This is a genomic window from Cellulosimicrobium sp. NPDC057862 (assembly GCF_042797035.1).
In the GTDB taxonomy this organism is placed as follows: domain Bacteria; phylum Actinomycetota; class Actinomycetes; order Actinomycetales; family Cellulomonadaceae; genus Cellulosimicrobium.
In genome coordinates this window covers 1-21,763 of the sequence record NZ_JBHVMH010000023.1, presented here as the reverse complement: position 1 = coordinate 21,763, position 21,763 = coordinate 1, and the positions used below count along the sequence as shown (strand labels likewise).

The 21,763-nt window shown below is 74.2% G+C and carries 13 protein-coding genes; all 13 read right to left on the bottom strand.

Going from position 1 to position 21,763, the window contains the following annotated elements:
- Nucleotides 1-192: 192 nt before the first annotated feature.
- Nucleotides 193-1,605: an FAD-dependent oxidoreductase gene (locus ACFVN3_RS18990; RefSeq protein ID WP_378234546.1), complete on the bottom strand. Its 1,413-nt coding sequence runs from the start codon at nt 1,603-1,605 to the stop codon at nt 193-195.
- A 217-nt stretch (nt 1,606-1,822) separates the two neighbouring features.
- On the bottom strand, nt 1,823-2,296 hold the full coding sequence (locus tag ACFVN3_RS18985; RefSeq protein WP_378234544.1) for an LpqN/LpqT family lipoprotein: 474 nt from the start codon (nt 2,294-2,296) through the stop codon (nt 1,823-1,825).
- A gap of 186 nt (nt 2,297-2,482) precedes the next feature.
- Nucleotides 2,483-2,755: a WXG100 family type VII secretion target gene (locus ACFVN3_RS18980; RefSeq protein ID WP_021482523.1), complete on the bottom strand. Its 273-nt coding sequence runs from the start codon at nt 2,753-2,755 to the stop codon at nt 2,483-2,485.
- A gap of 135 nt (nt 2,756-2,890) precedes the next feature.
- The gene (locus ACFVN3_RS18975; protein ID WP_378234543.1) at nt 2,891-7,375 is read right to left on the bottom strand and encodes an FtsK/SpoIIIE domain-containing protein; all 4,485 of its coding nucleotides are present in this window, start codon (nt 7,373-7,375) and stop codon (nt 2,891-2,893) included.
- 123 nt (nt 7,376-7,498) lie between these two features.
- Nucleotides 7,499-8,200: a hypothetical protein gene (locus ACFVN3_RS18970; RefSeq protein WP_378234542.1), complete on the bottom strand. Its 702-nt coding sequence runs from the start codon at nt 8,198-8,200 to the stop codon at nt 7,499-7,501.
- Nucleotides 8,197-10,002 carry a protein kinase gene (locus tag ACFVN3_RS18965; protein ID WP_378234541.1) on the bottom strand — a complete coding sequence of 602 codons (1,806 nt, stop codon included), beginning with the start codon at nt 10,000-10,002 and terminating at the stop codon, nt 8,197-8,199. The genes ACFVN3_RS18970 and ACFVN3_RS18965 overlap by 4 nt, the downstream gene beginning before the upstream one ends.
- Entirely contained in the window at nt 9,999-11,660 is a 1,662-nt protein-coding gene (locus tag ACFVN3_RS18960) for an FHA domain-containing protein (protein ID WP_378234540.1), read from the bottom strand. The genes ACFVN3_RS18965 and ACFVN3_RS18960 overlap by 4 nt, the downstream gene beginning before the upstream one ends.
- On the bottom strand, nt 11,657-12,514 hold the full coding sequence (locus tag ACFVN3_RS18955; RefSeq protein WP_378234539.1) for a PP2C family protein-serine/threonine phosphatase: 858 nt from the start codon (nt 12,512-12,514) through the stop codon (nt 11,657-11,659). Before ACFVN3_RS18955 ends, ACFVN3_RS18960 begins: the two co-directional genes overlap by 4 nt.
- Entirely contained in the window at nt 12,511-14,118 is a 1,608-nt protein-coding gene (locus ACFVN3_RS18950; RefSeq protein ID WP_378234538.1) for an RDD family protein, read from the bottom strand. The genes ACFVN3_RS18955 and ACFVN3_RS18950 overlap by 4 nt, the downstream gene beginning before the upstream one ends.
- Nucleotides 14,115-16,616 carry a transglutaminase family protein gene (locus tag ACFVN3_RS18945; RefSeq protein ID WP_378234537.1) on the bottom strand — a complete coding sequence of 834 codons (2,502 nt, stop codon included), beginning with the start codon at nt 16,614-16,616 and terminating at the stop codon, nt 14,115-14,117. The genes ACFVN3_RS18950 and ACFVN3_RS18945 overlap by 4 nt, the downstream gene beginning before the upstream one ends.
- Entirely contained in the window at nt 16,616-17,953 is a 1,338-nt protein-coding gene (locus ACFVN3_RS18940) for a DUF58 domain-containing protein (RefSeq protein ID WP_378234536.1), read from the bottom strand. The genes ACFVN3_RS18945 and ACFVN3_RS18940 overlap by 1 nt, the downstream gene beginning before the upstream one ends.
- A gap of 97 nt (nt 17,954-18,050) precedes the next feature.
- Nucleotides 18,051-19,025, bottom strand: coding sequence for a MoxR family ATPase (locus tag ACFVN3_RS18935; RefSeq protein ID WP_157759590.1), 975 nt, complete (start codon nt 19,023-19,025; stop codon nt 18,051-18,053).
- A gap of 51 nt (nt 19,026-19,076) precedes the next feature.
- Nucleotides 19,077-21,763 (bottom strand): fibronectin type III domain-containing protein (locus tag ACFVN3_RS18930; RefSeq protein ID WP_378234535.1); only part of this gene is annotated, 2,687 nt, incomplete at its 5' end.

Sequence of the window (21,763 nt, the reverse complement as noted above, 5' to 3'; positions counted from 1 at the left end):
TCCCTTCCGCGCCTCGGGCACCCGCGTGGTCCGCCGGGCACCCGACGGGCGCCGACCCCGTCGACGCCCACCCTGATGAACGTCCGAGGCGACCGTCCCGTTCCCGGGAGACGACGACGGCGCCCCACCCGCGGAGGGTGGGGCGCCGTCGGACGTGCTCAGGTGCTCACGTGCCCAGGAGGGGCCGCCGGGTCAGCCGACCTGCGACTCGCCGCGCGCCACGCGGATCATGTCCTCGCGCGGCACGACCTTGATGCGCTCGCGGCCGTGCGGCTCGCCCAGCGAGCGCTCGTACGCGTCGAGCAGCTCCCAGCCCGACCACTCGATGTGGTCGACCCCGCGCTCGCGGAGGAAGTCCACGACGGCCTCGGGGTCGCCGAGCGGCGCGACGCGCCCAGCGGCGAGGTCCGCCGCCGCGACATCCCCGCCGTCGCCGGCGCCCGTGACGTCCTCCACCAGGTGGCGGATCGTCTCGGACGCGTCCGACTTGGTGTGCCCGATGAGGCCGACCGGGCCGCGCTTGATCCAGCCGGTCGCGTACACGCCGGGGATGTGCTCGCCGTCGATGTCGATGACCCGGCCCTCGCGGTTCGGGATGACGCCCTTGAGCTCGTCGAACGGGATCTCCGGCAGCGGCGACCCGAAGTAGCCGACCGCGCGGTACACGGCCTGCACGGGCCACTCGTGGAACTCGCCCGTGCCGGAGACGGTGCCGTCGCCGTTGAGCTGGGTGCGCTCGGTCCGCAGCGCCTCGACCTTGCCGTCGCCGAGGACCGCGGCCGGGGCGTGCAGGAAGTGGAGGTGCAGGCGGCGCGACGCCGTGTTCTCGCTCGGGTCCTTGAGCGTCCAGTCCGTGAGGGTCTTGACGACCTGCTTCGTCTGGTTCGAGGAGCTGATGGCCGCCATCGAACCCTCGTCGAACTCGAAGTCCTCCGGGTAGACGATCACGTCGACGTCGGGGACGTGCCCGAGCTCGCGCAGCTCGAGCGGCGAGAACTTGGCCTGAGCCGGCCCGCGGCGGGCGAAGACGTGCACGTCCGTCACCGGGGAGGACTTGAGGATCTCGTAGACGTTCTGCGGCACCTCGGTCGGCAGCAGGTCGTCCGCGTGCTTGGCGAGCACGCGCGCCACGTCGAGCGCGACGTTGCCCGCGCCGAGGACCGCGACCTGCTGAGCCTCGAGCGGCCACGTGCGCGGGACGTCGGGGTGGCCGTCGTACCAGGACACGAAGTCGGCCGCGCCGTACGAGCCCGGCAGGTCGATGCCCTCGACCGGCAGCGCCGCGTCGCGGATCGAGCCGGTCGAGAAGATCACGGCGTCGTAGTACTGGCGCAGGTCGTCCAGCTTGAGGTCGACGCCGTAGTCCACGTTCGCGAGCAGGCGGATGTCGCCGCGGCTCAGCACCTTGTGGAGCGCCACGATGATCTGCTTGATGCGCGGGTGGTCCGGCGCGACGCCGTAGCGCACGAGGCCGAACGGCGCGGGCAGGCGCTCGAACAGGTCGATGCTCACGTCGAGGTCGGTCTTGGACAGGATGTCCGCGGCGTAGATCCCGGCGGGACCAGCGCCGACGATCGCGACGCGCAGTGGACGGATGCTGCTCACAGGACAGGGCGCCTTCCGGTCGAGGACGGGGGTCTCTCCCGCGCGGCCGACGGGCCGTTCCGCGTCGACCGGTTCGGGTACCGGCCGCAGGAGACCTCTCGATTGTACGACTGGGGTGAGGGTTGCCTCACTCGGGCCCTCTCCTCCATGACCAGGGTCTCACCGGTCTCGCCTGGTGGATACCTCGTCTTGTGATCCGGGCGAATGTAACGCCGGGTCAGCGGTCGACGCGCAGGCTCTCCTGGACCGCGCGGATCTCCGCCGCAGCCCACGGGTGCTGGAGGACCGTGCACGTCCCCGTCGTCTGGACGAGGTCGGCCACCGGCCCGCGCGGGACGACGACCGTCCGCACCGACTGCACCAGCACCGCTCCCCCGCCGCCCTTGAAGGACGCCTCGACCCACCGCCCCGGCAAGCCGTCCACGTCCACGTCGCCGCCGTCGAGCTGACGCAGCCTCGGCAGCGGCTTGAGCTTGCGCAGCACCTCGGCGTGCGCGTCGTCCAGCGTCTGCTCGGCCCGGATGCGCGAGACCACGACGATGACGTTCGGGTTGAACTCCCCCTCCTCCACCTCGCGCCCGACCGCGAGCGGCAGGGCGACGTGGGGCAGCGGGACCCAGCCGTCGGGCGCGTCGAGCCGCACCCCCACCGGCGCGGGGAAGTCGTCGCTCGGGTAGCGCAGCTCGGCCATGCGTCAGGTCCTCTCGGTCGCTCTCGTCGCGCTCCGGCGGTGCGGGGCGCGCCAGCAGTCTCGCAGACCGGCGGATCCCCGACCGCCCGGACGGGCCGGCTGCGGGCCACGCCCGCGTCCGACCCCGGACACACCGAGGGCGCGGGACCCGTCCCGGGTCCCGCGCCCTCCGTGGAGCTCAGCGGATCAGCTGTTCGAAGCCTGCTCCTGCTGCTGCGCGTTCTGCGTGGCCTTCTGGCCCGCGTCCGTCAGCGTCTGCGCGACGTTGTTGAGCTGCGTCTGCGCGGCCGGCCAGTCGCTGCCCTTGAACTGCTGGGCGTCGGGGCCCTCCCACGGCACGCTCTGGATCTGCGAGTTCAGGTTCTGCATGGTCGTGCGGATCTCGTCCGCCTTCTGCTGCAGCGTCTGACCGAGCCCACGCAGCTCCTCGACGTTCGCGCCCCACATGCCACCAGCCATGGTGTTCTCCTTCTGTGTCTCGACCCCCACCCTGCGTGGACGTCGTCCCGTTGTCGATGGCCCTACTCAACCATCGGCCCACGAACCCCGTCGATGGGGAGGTGTCCCCATGAGGTCCCCGCGGGCGTCACGTCGCTACCGCGGGAGCGCGACGTGCAGCTTGCGCGCCCTCCCGGAGACCACGAGGAAGCCGCGTCCCGGCGGGAAGTCCGCGCGGCGGATCCGGCCGAGGCCGGTCCCGAGCAAGGTGTCGCCGTCGAGGTCGCCGGGGGTGAGGAGCAGGCCGCTGCGACCGGCCTTGAACGGCTGAGCGATCGCCCACGCCTGCCCCCAGGTCGACGACTCGGCCTCGCCCACGACGAGCTGCTCGGCACGCGTGGCGGCCCGCACGAACGCCACGAGCGGCTGCTCCGCCGGCGTCCCCGTGAACTCCGTCACCGACTCGACGAGCACCGTGAGCGTCCCCGGGCGCAGCGAACCCCCGTCGAGCGCCTGCGTGAGCGACTCGAGGAGCGTCACGACCTCCTCGGGCGACGTCGCCGCCGTGTCCCAGGCGTCGAGCGCCGAGATGCTCGTGCGGCGCGGCGAGAGGTACACGACCCGGCCCGCGCGCGCCCGGCGCACGGCCTGGGCGATGGTGACGAGCGCCGTCGTGCGACCACCCCCGGGCGGGCCCGAGAGCATGAACGTCCCCCGGGCCGGCAGCGCGACCGGGGCGATGTCGAGGTCGTCGAGGCCGATCGTCGGCCGACCACCTGTGACCTCGGGCAGCGCGTCCAGCGCGAAGCTGTCCGGGAGCCGCTCGACGCCCGGCGCCTGCTGGATGCCGAGGCGCGTCATCGCGTCGCGCAGCTTGCCCAGCTCGCGCGCCTGGAGCGCGACGTTCGGGTCGCCGCCCAGCACCGCGATCTGGACCTCGTTCTCGTCGAGCACGCCGCGTCCGGGCGGGGACGTGAGCGACAGGACGTCCTTGGGGACGCCGAGCGTCAGGTAGTCGTCCTCGCTCGCGAGGCGCAGCACGAGCCGCTTCTGGATCGTCGACCCCAGCGACGTCGGGACCGACGCCGCGCGGTCGCCCGCGACGACGACGTGCACGCCGACCTGGCGCCCGTCCGTCGCGATCGCGGTGAACGCGCCCCACACGGGGAACGCGTGCGCGGGCCGGAACTCGTACGACTCGCGGAACGCGCCGATGCCGTCGACCAGCAGCAGGATGCGCGGCTCGGCGGGCGCGTTCGCGAGGCGCCGGTACTCGTCGAGGCTGCCGGCGCGGACCGCGGCGTAGCGGGCGGAGCGCTCGTCGACGAGGTCGCGCAGCGTGCGCAGCACGCGCTGGACGCGTTCCTCGTCGTCGCCCGAGATGACCGCGCCGACGTGCGGCAGGTCCTCGAGCATCCGCAGGCCGCTCGCGCCGGCGTCGATCGCGTAGACCTGTACCGGGCCGCCGCGCGCCGTGATGGCCGCCGACACCGCGATGGTGCGCAGGGTCGCGCTCTTGCCCGAGCCACCGGTGCCGTAGATCGCCATGTTGCCGTCGCGGTCGGGCTCGTAGAAGACGGTGGGCTGCGCCTGGGTCGTCGGGTCGTCCTCGACGCCGAGGAGCAGCATCGTGTCCGTGCGCGGGTTGGGCAGGCGCGCGAGGTCGTACGTCGGGGCGAGCTCGGCGAGCCACGGCTTGCGCGGCACCGGGACCGCGGCCTCCGTCGCGGCCCGCGAGATCGTCGTGACGACGCGCGCGATGTCGTTGGGGCCGGGGTCGGTGACCTCCGCGACCTCGGGCTCCGGCAGCTCCCAGCGGATGTCGGAGCCGAACGCCATCTCCTGGATGTCGATGCGCGACCGCTCGGGCTCCGCCGTCGTCCAGCCGCCCGCGTAGCCGGTCTGGAACGGCGTGATGCGGCCAGGACCGGTCTTCACCGCGCCACGGCCGGGGATCGACGGGTCGAAGTGCGCGGCCATCGGGATGCCGAGGATGTCCGTCGAGTCGTCCTCGTCCGCCATGCGCAGCGCGACGCGCAGGTTCGTGTTCGCACGCAGGTTGTCCTTGATGACGCCCGCGGGCCGCTGGGTCGCGAGGATGAGGTGCAGGCCGAGCGACCGGCCGCGCTGGGCGACGTCCACGACGCCGTCGACGAACTCCGGGACCTCGTTGACCAGGGCCGCGAACTCGTCGACCACGATGAGCAGGCTCGGCGGTGCGTCGGGGTCGCCGGTCCGCTCCAGCGAGGCCAGGTCCTTGGCCTTCTTCCGGTTGAGCAGGTGCTCGCGGTAGCGCAGCTCGGCGCGCAGCGACGTGAGCGCGCGACGCACGAGGTGGGGCGACAGGTCCGTGACGAGGCCGACGGTGTGCGGCAGGTTGACGCAGTCGGCGAACGCGGCGCCGCCCTTGTAGTCGACGAAGAGGAACGTCACGCGGTCCGGGCTGTGGGCGGCGGCCATGCCGAGCACCCACGACTGGAGGAACTCGGACTTGCCCGCGCCCGTCGTCCCGCCCACGAGCGCGTGCGGGCCCTGCGTGCGCAGGTCGAGGTAGAGCGGCTCGGTGCCCGAGTGCCCGACCAGCCCGCGCAGGTTCGTCGGCGCCTTGCGGCGCACGGGCGGCGAGCCGTCGCGCGGCGTCAGGGAGCCGTTCTCGCGCCACGCGTCGATGAGGCGGCCCGGATCCTCGGCCAGCGCGGTGCCGGCGAGCGTGAGGTAGGAGACCGAGCGCGGCAGGTCGGAGTCGTCGTCGACGGGCGCGCCGACGTCGACCACGGGGGCGAGGATGCGCGCGACCTCGTGGGCGGTCGCGAGGTCCACCGTCTCGCACGCCACCGGGAACGACAGCCGGCCCACCCGGACCTCGCCGCTCGTGGCGCCCGCGGTGGCTCCGGGGGCGCCTGCGCCCGCGGTGTCGATGGTGTCCACGAGGACGAACGTGCGGCACGCGGCCGGGAGCTGCTCGACCGAGGGTGCGACCCAGACGACGTGCACGCCGGCGTCCGCGCCGCGCTCCACGAGGCGCGTCAGGCGCGAGCGGTCCACCGGGGCGTCGTCCTCGACGAGCACCACGACCGTCGGCAGCACCGGCTTGGGCGTGTCCTCGCCCTCCTCGGGGTCGATCGGCCCGCGCAGCTCGGCGTGCGTGTCGAGGTCGGCCCCGCGCGCCTCGACGAGGTCCTCGAGCTGCGACAGGAGCGCCTGCGCGGCGCCGGGGTTGTCGGCCAGGTGGTCGCCGCCCAGCGGGCTGTGCGGCGAGCCGGTGTGCGGCAGCCACTCGAGCCACTCCCAGTCGGCGCGCGAGCGCTGCGACGTCACGGCCGCGAGCACGAGCTCCGACGGCGAGTGCAGGCCCGCGAGCTGGACGAGGATCCCGCGCGCGACGGCGTCGACCGCGGCTCCCGCACCGGCGACGCCGAGCGCGCCGTCCGTGCGCAGGCGCGCGACGACCGGGACGCCGGAGATGGTCGCGCACTGGGCGTGCAGCTTCTCCAGCTCGTTCCAGTACTCCGGCAGCGTGTTGTTCTCGCCCGGCTGGTCGAGCTGGGTGCGCGACGGCGCAGCGCCGAGCCCGATGCGGACGGAGAGGAACGCGTCGTGCTCCGGGCGGTGCGTCCACATCAGGCCACCGAGCCGCCGGACCGCGTCGACCGTGTCGCCCACGGACGGGGCCTCCGAGAGGCGCACCGCTCGCTCGACGGCGTGCGTGCGGTCGATCGTCTCGCGCATCGCGACGACCCCCGCCTCGAACTGCTCGCGCTGCGCCTTGAGCTTGCGCTTGGCCTGGACCTTCTGGTCGAGGTAGTTGCCGAGCATGAGGATCGGGCTCAGCCCGACGAAGACGATCGACAGGACGTTCTTCGTGACCGAGTAGAGGATCGCGCCCATGAGCAGCGGCGCGACCATCGCCAGGTAGGGGAAGCGCTGCGGCTCGGGCGGCTGCGGCGGCTTGGGCGCCTTGAGCTTGCGCTCGGGGAAGCGGGCGACGACGCGCGGGGAGCGGTTGAACTCCACGACCGGGCTCGTCGGCGCGAGGCTCGTCGTGCGGTGCAGCGCGACGACGGACACGACCGTGCTGCCGATCGTCACCGTGTCCGACGACGTGAGCGTCGAGCGCATCATGCGCTGGCCGCCCATGACGAGGCCGTTCGCCGAGTTCGTGTCGGTGATCTCGATCGTCTCGCCGACCGTGAGGCGGGCGTGCCGCTTGGAGATCTGCGGGTCGCTCAGCCGGATGTCCATGTTGCGGTCGCGGCCGAGGTAGCTCGTCCCGACGGGCAGCGGGAACTCGCGGCCCGCGTCCGGCCCCTCGAGCACGCGCAGGACGGCGACGGCCGCGCCGCGGTCCTGCCCGGGAGCGTCGAACTGCTCGGAGACACGCACGATCGACACCGTGGACCCGGACCGCAGCCCGGCCTCCGTGAGGTCGCTCGTCGGGGAGAGCACACGCCCCTGGCCCGACCCCGACGGCGCGGTGCCGACCTGCAGCGTGAGCCGGTCCGGGACCGCCGTGCCCGACCGGGTGGGGTCGCCCGCGAACAGCGCCTCGGCGACGTCGCGCACGGTGGCCGTCGCGTCGGCCGTGACGGCGACGTTGGTCGTGCTGGCGTCGGGGCGGTGCAGCGTGAGCTTGATTCGCACGAAGGTTCCTGTTCAGGTCCGGGGAGAGGGACGGGCAGGCCGGGGCTCCGACGGTCCGGCGACGGTGCGCAGGGCGCGACCGGTCGGGGCACGCGTCGAGCGCGCCCGTCGCGGCCGACGCCGTCAGCCGTCGTCGGTGAGGTCGAGCAGGGGCAGGTCGGCAGAGGTCACGAGGCGCGACGCGACCGCGTACTCGACGAGGCGCGCGCGACGGTTCGTCGCGAGCGCGCCGGGGCCGCCGCGCAGGCCCTTGACGCCGATCCGGTCGAGCTTGTCGCACACGTTGTCGAGCTTGCGGTTGAAGCGCGTCGTCGCCCAGCCCAGCCGCGCCGCGGCCGCGGCCGACGACGGGATCTCGGACAGGCCCGTGCCGTCGCGGCGCAGCATCGGCTCGGCCAGCGCCACGATGAGCTGCTTCTGGCTCGTCGTGAAGGTGATCATGCCGATGGTCGTCGCGCCGCCCGACTCCGTGTCCTCGGAGCGGATCTCCTGGTACGGCGCCCCGCGGAGCTGCGCGGTGAGCTCGTACGTCGTCGGCCCGGCGGTGAACACGATCGACGTCGTCGGGAAGACGATCGGAAGGCGGTTGCCCGGCGAGAGCCAGGACTGGACCCCGCCGCCCGAGTCGCACACCGTCGCGGAGATGAGCGACCCGACGTTCGAGAGCCACCAGATGCCGCCCTCGTGCGAGATGCGCAGGAAGCGGCGGTGCAGGTACGGGTTGTCCTCGATCGCGAGGTCGCCGTCCCGCCCGATGTCGAACGGGTCCCCGTCCACGGACGGGCGGAACCACTCCCCGCAGAACTCGACCGCGAGCTCGCTCACGCCGCCTCCCCCGTCACGCAGGCCTTCTGGGGCGCCGCGGAGAACTTGCCGTCACGGTCCACGATGACCTCGATGCAGACCTGCTCGCCCGGCTTGGCCCGCAGCTCGACGGTCGTCTCGTCGAACGCGTCCTTGTACGGCGAGTCCTCGATCGGGTCGAGCTTCTTCCAGGCGAACATGTCGCCCTCCTGGGCCTTGTCCGAGTCGTAGGCCCAGGTGAACGTCGCGACCTCGCGCGCCGGGTCGTACGTGCCCACGAGGTCGTTGACCGGCGGGACGAGGTCGCCCAGGTTGTCGGACGGCACGAAGTCGTCGTCCGTGGCGGCCGTCTCCTCCCCGCCCCCGTCGGGGGTCGTGTCGTCCGCGGTGGCGTCCGGACGCAGCAGGAAGAACCCGCCGACCGCGACCGCGACCCCGACGACGCCGGCGAGCGTCGCCCACAGCGCGCCACGACCGGACCGTTCCTCCGCCGGCGCGGCGGCCGGTCCGCCGTCCTCCGGCCCGGTGGGCCGGTGGACCGTGTCCTCGACCGGCGGCTGGCCCCAGGTACCCGGCCGCCGGGCGCCGGGGTACATCCGCGGGTCGGTGAGCTCCGCGACGGGCGCGTGCCCGCCCGGGCCGACGGCGGACGTCGGCGTGGTGCCCGCGGTGTGCGCGGGCGCGCCCTGGTTCCAGGCCGCGGGCACGTAGGGCTGCTGCGGGGCGCGCGGTCCCGGCTGCTGCTGCGGGGCTGCCGGTCCGGGCGCCACGGTCTGGCCCGGCCACGGGGCTCCCGGCTGACCGGGCCGCAGCGGCGTCGTGGGCTGGGTCGGCCGGCTCGGGGCGACGGGACCCGACGACGTCCCGCCCGACCCCGACGGGTCGATCGACACGACCTGGCGCAGGCGGGTCCCGGCGTCGTCGTCCGGCTCCTCCTCCTGCACGTGCCCCGTGTCGTCGAGCAGGTCGATCGGGGTGACCGCGTACGACAGCTCGTTCTGCACCTGCTGGAGGGCGCGCGCGAACGCGAGGACCGTCGGGTAGCGCGACCCGGGGTTCTTCGCCATCGCGGTCGCGAGCACGCGCTCGAGCGAGGCCGGCACGTCCGTGCGGCCCGTCGGGGGCAGCGGCGAGGTCTCGATGCGCGAGATGAGGTTGGCGCTCGAGTTCGAGCCGCCGGGCACCTCGAACGGGGTCCGGCCCGCGAGCAGCGTGTACGTCGTCGCGGCGAGGGCCCACACGTCCGTCGCGATGCCGCTGCGCGGCGGCTCGGCGAACGACTCGGGCGGGGACCACGGGATCGACATGCCCTCCGCGCGCGCGGCGTCGTCGACCGTCGAGGAGATGCCGAAGTCCGTGAGCGCCGGGTGGCCGTACTCGGTCACGAGGATGTTCGCGGGCTTGATGTCGCGGTGCAGGATCCCCGCGCGGTGCGCCGTCTCCACGGCACCGGCGATCTGGACCGCGGTGCGCAGCGCCTCGGCGACCGAGAGCCGCTCGGTGCGGTACCGCGCGCCCAGGTTGGGGCGCGAGCAGTACTCCATGGCGAGGTACGGGCGACCGTCGTCGGCGATGTCCGCCTCGTACATCGTGACGATCGACGGGTGCGTCGAGAGAGTCGCCATGAGGTCGGCCTCGGCGTCGAACGCCGCCCGCTGCGAGTGGCTGGACCACTCGTGCAGCAGGACCTTGACCGCGACCCGTCGGCGCGGGCGCTGCTGCTGGTAGAGGAAGACGTCGGAGAACCCGCCCGAGCCGACCAGCGAGACGTACTCGAAGCCCGTGATCTCCGGCGGTGGGGACGGCGCGCGCTTGGTGCTCACCGGATCCCCTCGAAGACGAGGGTCACGCCGTCACCGAGGTCGGCGACGTCCCCGTCGACGACCAGGACCGGCTCCGACGGGTGCAGGCGCCGCGGCGGCTGACCCGCGCGCAGGAGCGTCGTCCCGTTGGTCGTCGCCATGTCGCTCACGAGCACGTGCCACCCCTCGAGCGTGATCTCGAGGTGCGAGCGCGAGATGTCCTGCTGCGGGCTGGGCACCGTCACCAGACGGGGCAGGTCGGCCGCCTGCGACCGGGGCGTGCGCGGACGCCGGCCCACGACGACGGGACGGTCGAGCTCGACCGTCTGCCCCGTCGAGACGAGGACCCGCCCGAGCGGCGGACGGATCGCGAGCTCGGCGTCGCCCTCGAGGGGACCGCCGCAGAGGGCGCACGCGTCCCGCGACGGCGGGTTCGCGTGCCCCTGGGCGCACGTGCGCGCGAGGATCTGCTGCTGGCCGGGCCCGGGCGGAGCGCTGAACGACGGCGGAGGTGGCACCGGAGGGGCGGCACCGGCGTCCTGCGCGGCCGCGCGCAGGTCGGCGATGGCGGACGAGTGCACCGTGTGGCCGTCGTGGTCGAGCCCGGGAGCGGGCTCACCCTCGGGCTCGGTGGGCTCGCCGTCGGGGTCGACGACGGTCGCAGCACGGTGCGCCGCGGCGGGCGTCGCGCCCGTCCACTCCCGCGGGACGCCCGCGATGAGCCCGTCAGCGATCGGGGCCGGCGGCGGCTGGAGCGGTTCTCCCGCGCCGGGGGCCGGGGGGACGGGCGGCGTCACGGGGCTCGACGGCGCGGGCTCGTCGTGCTCCTCGTCGTCCTCCGTGCGCACGGCCGCGTCCTCGACCGTCCGCAGGATGGTCGACCCCCACAGGTGGGCGTAGTCGTCGTCGGCGTCCGCCTCCGGCGACGCGGCCGGTGCGGGCTCCTCCGTCGTCGCCGCGGGCTCGTCCGCGACCACGGGAGGTACCTGGGCGCCGGACTCCGGCTCGGGCGCGATGGTCTCCTCCGGGAGGCGGAGCGTCGCGCCGAGCGGGGCCGCGGTCACCACGGCGGGCGCGGCCTCCTCGGCGACCGGCTCGACGGTCGTGCCCCAGGAGGGTCGGTCCGTCGGCGCGAGGTCGACGGCGGGTGCGTCGTCGTCCAGGAGGTCCTCGACGACGGGCGGGGCGGGGCGCTCGGCGAGGGGCCACGCGACGGCGCCCGCGAGGACGACGCCGGAGACCAGCGGGAGCGAGGCCGTGCTCCCGAGCAGGGGCCCGCCCGCAGGCGCCTCGTCGAGGGCGCCGACGACACCGGTGTCAGCGCGGACGAGGAGCTCGACGACGTCGTCCAGGACGCGCTCGGACCAGGTCGTGACGCCCTCGCCCTCGACCCGCACGCGCTCGCCGCCGTCGAGCTCGAGCGTCACCGTGACCCGGCCGCGCGCGGCGACGTGGACGCGACGGTCCGCGACCACCGCCACCACGAACGGCGGCACCGTCCGCAGGCTCGAGCCGAAGGCGCCGGTGAGGACCTGGAGGACCTCGACGACCCCCGCGTCGGTGCCGAGCTGGTCCCAGACCTGCTCGACGAGCGAGGCCTCCACCGGACCGGGCAGCACGACGACCGTGCCGCCTCGCACCACGGCGCGTGCGGTTCCCGTGACGTAGCGCAGCGTCACGTCTGACCCCCGATCTGCAGACGAACATCCCTGGGCAGCGTGTCCTCGTCGACGACCGGACCCGGCGCTGCGGCCTGGTCACGCGGTGTCGTGCTCCCGCCGCTCGTGTCGTCGGACACGCCCGTCGCGTCGACGACGACGACTGTGATGTTATCCCGGCCGCCGGCCGCGATGGCCTCGTGGACCAGGCGCTCGGCGGCGGCCTGCGGGTCGGGCGAGGAGAGCAGGACCTCCGCGATCCGCTCGTCCGTGAGCTCGCCCGTCAGCCCGTCCGAGCAGACGAGGACGCGGTCGTGCCGCTCGATCGGCAGGTACCAGAAGTCCACCTGCGGAGCGTTGCGCGAGCCGAGCGCGCGCGTCACGACGTGCCGACGCGGGTGGGTGAGCGCCTCCGCGGGCGTCAGCAGCCCGGCGTCGACCATCTCCTGGACCTCCGAGTGGTCGACGCTCACCTGCTCGAGGTACCCGCCGGCGAGGTGGTAGGTCCGCGAGTCGCCCACGTTGACGACGAGCCAGTACGGGTTCCCGTCCTGCTCCGAGACCACCACACCGGTGATGGTGGTGCCCGCCCCCCGGCCGGGCTCGGTGACGATGGCCTGCACGTTCTCCTGCGCGACCGCGATCCGCTCGCGGACCTCGTCCGGCGTGACGACGTCGAGGTCGGCCAGGGGCCGGAGCGCCTCGACGGCCGTCGCGCTCGCGACCTCGCCCGCCTCGTGGCCGCCCATGCCGTCGGCGACGAAGAAGACGGAGCGCGAGACGAGGAACCGGTCCTCGTTGAGGAGCCGACGGGCGCCGCGGTGCGAGGCCGCGCCCCAGGCCAGGTGGACCTCGGCCGGCAGCTCGGCCGTCATGCGGCACCGGGGTGGACGACGATGCGGCGGTCGCCCACGTGGATCGTCGCGCCGACGGGGACGCGCACGCGGGTCCCGGGCTCGGCGACGCGCGGCGGGGCACCCGGCACCGAGACGACGGTGCCGTTGGTGGAGCCCCGGTCCGTGAGCCACAGGCCGCTCGGGTCCGCCCGGAGCTCGGCGTGGGTCTTGGACACGGACCGCGTGGGGTCCTCCACCGCGACGAGGTTCCACGGCCCGTCGTCGGGCGCCTGCGGGTTGCGGCCGAGCAGCGTCGGACGGTCGACGGCGCGACGCTCTCCCGACTCGAGCTCGATGACGACCGACACGTCGGGCGCGGGGTCCATGGCGCGGACGTCCCGCGCCGTCATGCGCGTGCTGTCCCACTCCGCCTCGGCGGGCTCGGGTGCGGGTGCCGGTGCGGTGGCGGCGGGCCTCGCGGCGGGCGCGGGCGGCGCCGCCGGCGTGGGCTGCGCGGGCGCGGCGGGGGCCGACGGCGCAGGGGCGACGACGGGCGCGGGGCCTCCCCCGACGCCGGGGACGCCGGTGATCAGGCCGTCGCCTGCGGGCGACGCGGGCGACGGGAACGCCCAGGGGTCCGGGACGGGAGCGGCGGCCTGCGGCGGGGCGAACGCGCCCGGGGCGGCGGGCGCGGCGGGCGTCGCGGCGCCCTGGCCGCCGAGCGGGGCGGGCGGGTATGGCGCGTACCCGGCGGCCGGTGCGGGGGCGTAGCCGGGCTGAGGCGCCGGTGCGTACCCCCCGGTCGTGCCGTACCCGGTGCCCGCGGGCGCACCGCTCACGAGCGAGGCGACCCCCTCGTGGCCGGCGGCCGGCGAGGACGCGGGCGCGACGCCGCGCACGTCGAGGACGACGGAGCGGCCGGCCTTGTCGTGCCATCCCTGCGACCGGCCGGAGGAGTCGAAGCCCGGGCTGAGCAGGACCACGAGGATCCCGCCCGCCGGCACGACGCCGACGATGATCCAGCGCAGCGCGGCCCGGCCGAAGCCGATCGGCTCGCGCGTCCCCGCGTCGACCGTGCGGATGCCCGTGAGGAGGTTGCCGAGCGTCTTCCCCGTCGAGCCCTCCCAGAACCAGACGCCGACCCACCACGCGAGGGCCAGGACCCCGGCCAGCACGTAGACGACGATCATCTTCCCGATCAGCGTGGCGGCCTCGTCCTGCGTCACGACCTGGACGCTGCCGAGCGGAGCCCCGACGATCGCGAGACCCGCGACCACGACCACCAGCGCGACGAGACTGGGGACGGCGACGTCGACCACGTAGGCCAGGAAGCGACGGCCCCGCCCGGCGAACGGGGCGGTCGCGAGCGAGGACGACGGCGCGACGACGGCTGGGCCGAACGACTTCTGGGTCGCGGCGTAGACCTCGGGCTCCGTCGTGGTGTCCGGTGCCGAGTGCGGCGCAGCCGCGTACGGCAGGTCCGTCCCCGCGCGCGCGGCGACGGCCTGGACGGAGCCGACCGGTCCCGTCGCCGGCTCGGCGACCGGGCGCCCCGTCCGCGGGAAGGGCTGCCCGCACACCGCGCAGAACGCGGACCCCGAGGACTGCGCGGACCCGCAGGCGGCGCACGTCACGTCGCTCATGACTCGTCTCCCTGTCGTCTCGTCGGCTCCGACGACGACCCTGCCGCCGGGGGCACGGCGCCACCCTTCGTGCCGGCGCGGCGGCCGGGCAGCCACCGGCGCAGACCCGAGGAACCGGAGGCCGCGCGCACGGACCGCAACGAGAGTGCGGCACGGACGCGAGCGCGACGGTTCACGGAGGAGCGTAGCCCCCCGACGACGGTGTCCACGTCCGCCCAGAAGGCGTCGATCTCCTGCTCCGTCGGCTCGCCCTCGCCGAAGACGGTCGCGTCGGCCCGGTGCGCGAGCGGGATCGTCGCCGTCGCGCCGTAGGCCTGGGAGAGGAGGCCCGCGCCCTCGCGCCGCGTGGAGCCCGCGGGGACGGGCGTCCCGAGGTCCGTCGCGGTGTCGAGGACCTCGCGCCAGCCGCCGCTCACGCGGTCCACCGGACGTGCCGCCGCGCGCCGTCGGGCCCGACGGCGCGCCTTGTAGGCGAGCACGAGGATCACGGGCAGGGCGAGGAGCGCCAGGGGCACGACCACGGCGACCGCGACGAGGGCCGCCTGGCCCCAGTCGAAGCCGTCGCTCTCGGCCTTCTCCTTCTCCTCGTCGTCGACCTTCCCCGCCTCGGCCTCGGCAGGCTCCTCCGGCGGCTCCGGGTCCTCGAGGATCGGGGGCTTGGGGACCTGGAGGCTCTTGGGCTCCGGCTGGATCTTGTTGTCCTCGTCGGGGATCGCCGTGATCGGCACCCACCCGTAGCCGACGAACGGCACCTCGGCCCAGGCGTGCACGTCGGTCCCGGTCGCCGTGAACGGCTCGCCCGGCTCGAGCGGGTTCTTCTCCAGGTCGGGGTAGAAGCCCATGACGACGCGCGCCGGGATGCCGGCCTGGTTCGCCATGAGGGCGAGCGCGACGGCGAACTGCTCGTCGTCGCCCACCATCTCCTCGTCCGCGAGGAGCGTGTCGATGCGCTCCGCCGAGTGGCCGGGACGCGACGGCGGCTGGGTGTCGAGCCCGCTCGAGAAGACACCGCTCGCCACGAGGCCGTCGCGGAGCGCGAAGAGCTGGTCGACGGGCTCGGTCTCCTCCCCCATGAACTGGGCGGCCTTGCCTGCCAGCGCCGCGGGCAGCGCGTCCTTCGGCGGGGTCGGGACCTCGATCGACTGGTCGATCGCGCTCGCCCGCAGGTCGTCCTCGGTGGGCTCGACCGTGACGAGCGTGTCGAGCGTGTACGAGTCGCCGGGGCGCAGCCCGGCGGTCGTCAGCGCGGTGCCCGTGGTCGAGTTGTAGTACGTCGTCTCGCCGAGCTCGCGCGCGCGGTCGCCCGCGTAGGTGATGCCCTCGAGCGTGCCGACGTCGGGCACCCACACGCCGGTGTAGTCGCCGACCTGGACGTCGACGCGCGTCGGCGTCCCGGACGCGACCGTGGCGATCTCCTCGCCCGCGCGCGTGTAGACGCCCGAGCCGGGCAACCCGCTGGAGACGTCGTAGACGACGCCGTTGTACGTGTCGAGCCCGGCGAGGCGGACCTTGGCGCCCGCCGGGAGCCCCTGGACGGTGAACAGCTCGTCCTCGCGCATGTCCTTGGCGTACTTGCGGAACGCCGTGAGCGGGCTCACGTACTCGTGCAGGTCGAGCGGCGGCACGACCGTCTCGCGCAGCACGGTGCGCGGCTCGTCCGGGAGCAGCACGGGCGCGGCGAACGCCGCCGCGACGCCGCCGACGACGAGCATCGCGGCGCCCGTCCGCACGCGGTGCCACCAGAGCCGTCGCGTCGCGGCCTTGCTCGCCTCGGTCGTGATCTGGTGCGCGCCGAGCCGGGAGGCGGTGACCCGCCACCCGGCCCACAGCAGGCCCACGCCGCCGACGACGAGACCCTGCACCACCGGGAACGCCGCGATGACCGTCCCGAGGAGGATGACCCCGACGAACGCGACCACCACGGGCACGAGCGCCCACTCGGCGCGGCGCGCACGCCACGCGATCGTCCCCACGAGGAGCGCGGTGGCGAGCATGAGGAGGTACGGGACGACCGCGAGCTCCGGGAAGGAGTGCAGCGGCGGGACCGTGGTGACGAACTCCTTCCAGCCCGTGACGGCGCCGCGGAGCAGGTCGGTGATCGTCTGGAGCGACGGGACGACCCCCCCGATCGCGTCGGCCGGGAGCGCGAGCGCGCCGCCGAGGAGCAGGTAGGCGACGACCGCGACCACGAGGACCGTGGCGGCCGACCACCGGCGCCAGGCGCCGAGCCAGGCGACCAGGAGCCCGACGACGGCGCCGCCGGCGGCCGGGACGAGGTAGCCGGTCGAGCCCCACACGGGCCCGAACCCGACCGCGACCGCGCCGAGGACGAGGACGAGCGCGAGCGCGTCGACCGCCCCGAGGGCCGTGAGGGCCCGGGGGGTGTCGGCGCCGCGCAGCCGGGTCGTGTTGCGCTGCGAGGTGCCGGAGGACGGGGCCGGCGTGCCGACCGGGGTGGCGCGGCGCGAGCCGCGCGTCGTGGTGCTGGGAGCGCTCATCAGTCGTTCAGCCTCCGCAGGGCGAGGGGGAGCTCGCCGAGCTCGCCGATGGTGAGGACGACGAGCTCCGCGATGGCGTGCCGGCTGAGCGAGGCCCCGGGGACGCACTGGATCGCCATCACGCGGACGTCCTGGGGAAGCCGGGCGGACGCCGCCCGCAGCTCGGTGGGCGTCACCTTGCTGCCGACGATGAAGGCCACGACCGACGCGTCGCTGATCGTCAGGCCCGCGACGCGGGCGACGTCGACGAGCGACGTGCGCTGCGCGCGCGTCTCGACGCGCGCGAGGTCGTCGAGCAGGCGCGTGCGGTGGTCGCCGCGCAGGTTGCCGTCGTTGACGAGGACCGTGACCCCACGGTCCTCCTTGATCGCCTGCAGCCCGAGCGACCCGCACGCGCTCACGGCGAGCTCGAACTCGTCGTCGTGCGCGTAGTCCTCCGCGCGCGTGGAGAGGAGGACGGCGAGGTGCGACCGGCGCGTCTCCTCGAACTGGCGGACCATGAGCTGCCCGGTGCGGGCCGTCGTCTTCCAGTGGATGTGCCGGCGGTCGTCGCCCGGGACGTAGTCGCGCAGCGCGTGGAACGAGACGTCCGAGTTGGAGATGTCCGTCGTGACGCGGCCCTCGAGGTCCTTGAGGAACCCGGTGGACGAGCCCGAGAGGTTCTTCACGCGCGGGTGGACGAAGAGCTCCTCGGGCTCGGTCCAGACGACCTCGCGGCGCAGCAGGCCGAGCGGGTCCGCCCGCACGGAGCGGACCGGTCCCACGGAGATCACCGAGCGCCGGTGCGTCGGCACCGTGAAGATCTCCTCGTGGCTCGCCTGGGGACGCAGCCGCGGGACGGGGAACGTCGCCATCCCCTGCCCCACCGGGAGCTCCATGACCGACGGGAGCAGCGGCCGCCCCGAGTCGTTGCGCACGTCGAGCCGCCCGACGGCGCGGTCGCCGACCGTGACGCGCTGCTGCGCGAGGTCGAGCACGACGGCGTAGCGGAAGCGGCCCAGCACGAACGCGATCGCGGCGAGCAGCGACACCGTGAGCAGGATCGCCACCACCAGGAGCTCGAGCCACGAGAAGGCCAGCCCGGCCCACCACGCCCCGAGGGTGACGACGAGCGCCGCCCAGCCGAACGGGCTGACCGCCGAGGTCACGGGCTCGACGGCCCGCGCCGCCGGCGCCAGCGCGCGCCCGACGGGCGCCGCGGCGCGACCGAGGGGCGCCGCGAGGGGTCGGAGCAGGCCGGCGAGAGCCGACGACGCGGGTGGCGTGCCGGTCCTGCCGCGCGGGCTGCCGGAGCGGGCGCTCGGGCGGCCGGTCGAGGGGCCGTGTGAGGCGTTCATGCGGTGAGCTCTCGATCGGTACGGGGGATGACGGTCCGCCAGTCGGTCGCGCGATCGGCGGTGCGGGCGGGCGGCGTGGGGAGGGTCGCCCGTCCGGTCAGGCGGAGCGTCGCTCCTGCGGGGCCGCGACGTCGGCGAGGAGCCGGCCGAGCACGGCCTCGTTCGTGGCGCCCGCGAACTCGGCCTCCGGGTCGAGCACGAGGCGGTGCGCCCAGGCCGGCTGCGCGAGCTCCTTGATGTCGTCCGGCAGCACGTAGTTGCGGCCGTGGGCCGCGGCCCAGACCTTCGCGCAGCGCACGAGCGCGAGCGAGCCACGGACGGAGACGCCGACCCGGACCTCGGGCGCGTTGCGCGTCTCCTCGGCGAGCCGGGACACGTACTCGAGCACCGCGCCGTCGACGTGCACGCGCGCGCCGAGCTCGGCCATCTCCGTCACGGCCTGGGTCGTGATGAGCGGCTGGAGCGTCTTGCTCCGGTCGCGCACGGCGGCGCCCGACAGGATCTCGACCGTCGACGCGTGGTCCGGGTACCCGATGGACGCCTTCATGAGGAAGCGGTCGAGCTGGGCCTCGGGGAGCCGGTACGTGCCCGCCTGCTCGATGGGGTTCTGCGTCGCGATGACCATGAACGGGCGGCCGACCTCGTGGCCCACGCCGTCGACGGTGACCCGGCCCTCCTCCATGACCTCGAGGAGCGCGGACTGCGTCTTGGGCGACGCACGGTTGATCTCGTCCGCCAGCACGATCGAGGCGAAGATCGGGCCCTGGTGGAACTCGAACTTCCCGGTCTTCTGGTCGTAGATCGTCACACCGGTGACGTCCGACGGGAGCAGGTCGGGAGTGAACTGGATGCGGTTGTTCGTGCCCTGGACGCTCGCCGCGAGAGCGCGGGCGAGCGACGTCTTGCCGGTGCCCGGCGCGTCCTCGAGGAGGATGTGGCCCTCGGAGAGCATGCAGGTCAGCGTCAGGCGCACCACGTGCGCCTTGCCCAGGACGGCCTGGCCCACGTTGCCGACGAGGCGGTCGAAGGTCTGAGCGAACCAGGTGGCCTGCTCGGGGGTCATGGTGGTCATTCGTCGCTTTCCGTTCGCTGTGCTGGAGGCGTGCTCGGGGTCGTCGAGCCGCTAGTACCAGGTCATGGAGTTCGTGTTCCCGATGGTCGTGTCGATCCGGACCGCGGTCCCCGGCCCACCCCACACGCACTGCTGGCCGCCGGAGTAGTTCCCGTTGCCGTCCGTGCGCAGGGCGCGCCCCTGGGCGTCGTAGCTGTAGTTGCCCGAGCCGATCCGGTTGCCGCCGGCGTAGCAGGTGCTGCGGAACGCCGTGTTCGGCGGCCCGTCCTTGATCGTCAGGTACAGCTCGGCGCACGAGGAGTGCGAGCAGTAGCCGGGCCAGTTCCCGTCCGGGAGCTTGTGGTTGCTGCCCTTGCTGACCGTGAACACCGGCTCGGGCTTCTTGTCGGACGTCGCGGACCGGCAGGTCTCCTTCGCGGCGCCCTCCGTGGGCGTGACCTTCACGCAGATCTCGCGCGTCGCCGAGTACCCCACGCTCAGGGTGCCCGAGCCCGACTTCGCGCTGGACTGCACCGCGCCGCGGACCGACACGCTGTAGTCGCGGCCGTTGTCCGAGGTGGACCAGCGGTAGGAGATGCTCTGGTCGCCGCCGGTCATGGTCACGTCCGGCGCCGGGATCGGGCCGTACGGCGACTCCCGGTTGGCGCTGGCTGCCGCCCCGGGCTCGCGTGCGCCGTCGACTCCCGCGACCGCGCGCACCTTGATCGTGTACGCCGTGCCGTTCGCGAGGCCTCCGACGATCTTGTTGCCGCCGAGCGCCTGCCAGCCGCTGCCGGCGTCGTACTGGTAGGAGATCTCCTCCGCCCGGACGCCGTTGCCGGACGCCGCGCCGAACGAGAGCTGGATCTGGCCGTTCGTCCCGTTCGCGTCGGCACTGAGGTTCGACACCGTGCCCGGGGTCGCGAACGCACGGACCGGGTCGGACTCCGGCGAGAACTCCGCGTCACCGAACTTGTCGGTGGCCTTGTTGTGCGCCTTGACGCGGAACGTGTAGCCCGTGGTGTCGGCGGGCACGCCGAGAGTCGCCGACGTCGCGCCTCCGGTTGCGGTGGTGGTCCCGGCCACGGAGCCGCCGCGCAGCGCCTCGACGGTGTAGGAGGTGATCGCCGCACCGTTGTCGTCCGGCGCGGCCCACGAGACCTGCATCTGCGACGTGTCGCCGATCGAGGTGCGCTTCGCCGAGGGCTTCCCCGGCGCCGCGGGCTTGCCCGCGGGCGTCTCCGCCGCCGAGTACTCGCCCCAGTCCGAGGGTTCCGGGGCGAGGTTGTTCGCCCGGACGCGCACCTTGTACGCCACGCCGTTCTGCAGCCCGTCCCAGGTCACGGACGTGCCGGTGAGCGCGGTCTTCTGGACGGCCCCGGCCGGTGGCGCCGGCGAGATCTCCAGGTCGACCGTCTGGATGGGCGAGCGGTCGGTGTAGGCCTGGTTGGTCCACGTGACGGTGAGCGACTGGTCGCCGAACTCGAGGGTGGGTGCGGCGGGCGGGTCGGGCTTCTCGTCCGGGCGCGCGACGGCGGAGGCCGGGGAGGAGGGTCCGTCGCCGACGGCGTTGGTCGCGAACACGGTGAAGGTGTACTCGACGTTGTTGGTCAGACCGTCGAGCGTGCACGTGGTGGTGCCGCAGGCCTTCTCGTAGCCGTTCTGGGAGCGCACGGTGTAGCCGGTGATCTCGGCGCCGTTGTTGTTCGGCGGGTCCCAGGACAGCACGACCGTCTTCGAGCGGACCTCCTCGACCTGCGGTGTCGCCGGCGCGTCCGGCTTGCCGAGCACCGTGAGCTGGATGCGACCCTCGACCTCGCGGTCGGGGTCCTTCGTCGCGTCCTGCACCCGGTACCGCACCACCATGACGCCGATGAAGTCGTCGCGAGGCGTCACGGTGACCTGGTCGCCCTCGACGCTCGGCGTGCCCTGGCCGGTCTCCACGACCGCGTCGACGAGCTTCAGCGGGGTGTCGGGGAACGGGTTGGAGTCGTTCGCGAGCACGGGAACGGTGGTCGGCTTGCCCTGGTGGGCGTCGTCGACGGTGTCCTGGTTGGCGCGGGCGAGGGGCCGGGTGGAGGCGACGACGGTGAGGGTGGCGGTGCCCTCGACCGGGGGGTGCTCGCCGTCGGTGACGGTGATCGGGACCTGGACGACCGAGCCCTTGGGGACCTCGGGGGTGGCCTGGGCGTGCAGGGTGGTGCCCTCGACGGTGACCGTCAGGCCCTGGGCCTGGCCGGTGGCCTTGAAGGTCAGGGGGTCGCCGTCGGGGTCGGTGGCGAAGCGTGCGAGGTCGATCGACGCCTCCTCGCCCGCCGCGACATCGAGCGTCGGGGTGCCCACGAGCTCCGGCGCCAGGTTCTCCGGCGGCAGCACGGCGACGGGGATCGTCAGCACGTTGGTGTGGCCCTCGGGGTCGTCGGGGCCGGAGCCGTCGGTCACCTCGAACGACACCGCCGCCGGACCGGTGTAGTCGGCGTCAGGGGTGTACACGATCTCGGTCACGGAGGGCACCTCGCGCGAGCCCTCGGTCGCCGTGACCTTGTCCTCGACCGTGAGCCGCGGCGTCCTGCCCTCGACGACGAGCACGTGCTCCGTGATGTCGATCGGCAGGGACTCGCCGGCCAGCACCTCGAGCTGGGTCCCGGGCCGGAGCGTGGGCTTCTGGTCGGTGAGGCCGGGGACCTTGACGAAGGCCTTGGCGGTCAGGCCGTCGATGTCGGTCGCGGTGTAGGTCACGACCTGGCGGTTCTCGGTGA